The organism is Nocardia sp. NPDC004582, from assembly GCF_053602115.1.
Genome location: NZ_JBSGCY010000276.1, coordinates 1 through 2,671 on the forward strand (window position 1 = coordinate 1; position 2,671 = coordinate 2,671).

The following is a 2,671-nucleotide window of genomic DNA, read 5'->3' on the forward strand; positions in this document are numbered from 1 at the left end:
CAAGTGGATCACCGAAATCCGCAATGAGACAGGCCTATTCGATCCACTGGTCGTGCAGGGGCGCGCCCTGGCGGATCACGCCCAGCCCGCCCGCGGCACCGATCAGCGAATCCGCGCCCAGGTTGTGGATCAGATTGCCGACCTGCACCGAGACGATCACGCCGAACGGGATGGCCATGAGCACGGCCGGCAAGGCGGTGACCCCGACGATGAACCAGGCCTGAAAGGTGGTCTCGCGCCAGTGGAATCGCAACCGTGCCGCATCGGAGGCGCCGGCGCGCACGGCCTCGAAGCCGGTTAGGACGCAGCGGCCCAGCGTGGCGATCGACGACCCGATCGTGCCCGAGAAATTGTCCCGCACGATGGCGAGGGACGTGGGTCCGCGATCCGGTCGATTCACCGCTCGCTCGGCCGTGTTCATTCGGGGATAGCTCCTGTCGGAATGGGCGTCGCTGCACTTCCGGCCTCGGGCGAGCCGAGACTACATTCCGGTACCTACACTTATGTCCACACCGGTGGTTGGAAGTCTGGGGTGTGTCGGAGCCCACTGTCAAGTGTGCGGTTGACGAATTCCGTGATCGAGTACAAAACTGTAGGTACGAGTCTGTAGGGAGGACGATGATGACCGCCGTGACCACCGACACCCCGACCACCCGCTTCGCCGAGGTGGAATGGGGCAGACTCGCGTACACCGAGCACGGCGGCGGTGACTCCGTCGTCGTGCTGCTGCACCAATTCCTCATCGACAAGCGCGCGCAATGGCCGATCGCGGAATACCTTGCGGCGCGCGGATATCGGGTGATCTGCGTGGATCTGCCCGGGCACGGCGAATCCGAACAGCCGCGCCGCACCGACGCCTACGGTCTGCGCGTTTCCGCCGATGCGGTACTGGCGCTGCTGGATACGCTCGAATTGGACCGGGTCTTCCTCGGCGGCGCGTCCTTCGGATCACTGCACGCGCTGCGCATGGCGCTGCTCGCGCCGGAACGCTTCACCGGGGTCTGGCTGGAAATGCCGATCCTGGACCGCGGCATTCGCAATTCCTGCTATTGGGGCGGGCCGTTGCTGATCGGCTACAGCCTGCTGACCCCGATCCTGCGCGTCGTCGCGCCGGTGGCCCGCGGCTACGCGAAACGCACCGGCCGCGGCGGGATTCCGCTGGGCGTGCTGGCGCGCGACCCGATCGCCACCCGCCACCTCATGACGGGGGTCCTGAGCCGGGGCATCCAGCCGTGGATCGCGGACTGGCGGCAGCTGCGCACCCGCGCCCTGGTGATGGGGCACCCCTTCGATCCGATGCACGTGCGCAAGGACGCCGACACCCTGGCCGCGGGCCTGGCCGACGCCCGATCACTGCGCGCCCCCTCCATCGCCGCGTTGCGCCGGCATCCCGAACGGCTCATGCCGCGGGTCGAGGAATTCATCGCGGCCTGCTTCGCCGGCCACCGGAGTGCGGCGATCCCGGCCTGATATGAGTCCCGAACATCGTGAATACGCCGTCGCCATCATCGGCTGCGGACCCGTCGGCAAGGTGCTGGCGCTCCAGCTCGCCGCGGCCGGACTCCGAATCGTGCTGGTGGACAAGCAGACCGCCGCCTATCCGCTGCCGCGCGCGGTGACCCACGACGCCGAGTTCGCGCGCATCCTGCAATCGGTCGCGCTCTCGCCCGAGACCCTCGCCGAGGTCGCCGAGCCCTACGACGGCCTCTACCGCTGGGAGAACGCCGACCGTCAGGTGCTGCTCGAGGTGGATTGGTCCGGGCACGGCGAATCCGGCTGGTACAACACCTATTTCTTCCATCAGCCCGCGCTCGAGGAGCGGCTGGAGGCGCGCTTGCGAGAGTTGCCGAACGTCGTGATCCTGCGCGGCTGGGAATATCTCGGTCACACCGATCTCGGCGCGGCGGTCGCGGTCCGGCTGGGGCGCGGCACGGAATCGCTCGAGCTCACCGCGAGCTACCTGGTCGGAGCCGACGGCGCGGGCAGCGCGGTGCGGGCCGCGATCGACGCGCAATGGCAGGACAATCGGTACTTCTCGGACTGGCTGGTGGTGGACGTGGCCCCCGGCCCGGACGCGCCCGAACTGAGCGAGGCTCGTCAGACCTGCGATCCGGCCCGGCCGCACACCATGGTGCCGGGCGGCCCCGGGCGTCGCCGCTGGGAGTTCATGCGGCTGCCGCACGAACACATCGCCGATATCGACCGGCCCGGCTTCGCCTGGCGGCTGCTCGCGGATTTCGGCTTCACACCGGAGAATTCGACCCTCGAACGCCACGCCACCTACCGCTTCCAGGCGGGCTGGGCGACCACCTGGAAGCGCGGGCGGGCCCTGATCGCGGGCGACGCGGCGCACCTCATGCCGCCGTTCGCCGGACAGGGCCTGTGCACGGGACTGCGCGACGTCATGAATCTCGGGTGGAAACTGCGGGCGGTCCTGGCCGGCGCGGCGACCGACGCGCTGCTGGAAACCTATGCGACCGAGCGGATTCCGCACGCCACCGAGATCATCGACTTCTCGGTTCGCCTGGGCAAGCTGATCTGCCTCACCGACCCGGCCGCGGCCCGGGCCCGCGACACTCGGATGCTGGCCGAGCAGGCGCTGCGCACCCGGCCGGATGCGCACGGGATCGAGCACGATCATGGACCGCGCGGGATCCTTGGCGATCTCCTT

General features: G+C 68.9%; 3 protein-coding genes. 2 read left to right on the top strand and 1 reads right to left on the bottom strand.

Features of this window, described 5'->3' with window-relative positions; all coding sequences use genetic code 11:
* Positions 1 to 34: 34 nt before the first annotated feature.
* Complete coding sequence (locus ACWELJ_RS33915) at positions 35 to 421, bottom strand: ABC transporter permease (protein ID WP_452370144.1); 387 nt, start codon at positions 419 to 421, stop codon at positions 35 to 37.
* 200 nt (positions 422 to 621) lie between these two features.
* On the opposite strand from ACWELJ_RS33915, the gene ACWELJ_RS33920 reads away from it, so the two are divergent.
* Both ACWELJ_RS33920 and ACWELJ_RS33925 read left to right on the top strand, forming a co-directional pair.
* Positions 622 to 1,470: an alpha/beta fold hydrolase gene (locus tag ACWELJ_RS33920; protein WP_452370145.1), complete on the top strand. Its 849-nt coding sequence runs from the start codon at positions 622 to 624 to the stop codon at positions 1,468 to 1,470.
* 1 nt (position 1,471) lies between these two features.
* Positions 1,472 to 2,671 (top strand): bifunctional 3-(3-hydroxy-phenyl)propionate/3-hydroxycinnamic acid hydroxylase (locus tag ACWELJ_RS33925; protein WP_452370146.1); only part of this gene is annotated, 1,200 nt, incomplete at its 3' end.

Excerpts from the sequence above, each read along its gene's own strand:
- ACWELJ_RS33915 (WP_452370144.1), bottom strand. The coding sequence starts at position 421 with ATGAACACGGCCGAGCGAGCGGTGAATCGACCGGATCGCGGACCCACG.
- ACWELJ_RS33920 (WP_452370145.1), top strand. The coding sequence starts at position 622 with ATGACCGCCGTGACCACCGACACCCCGACCACCCGCTTCGCCGAGGTG.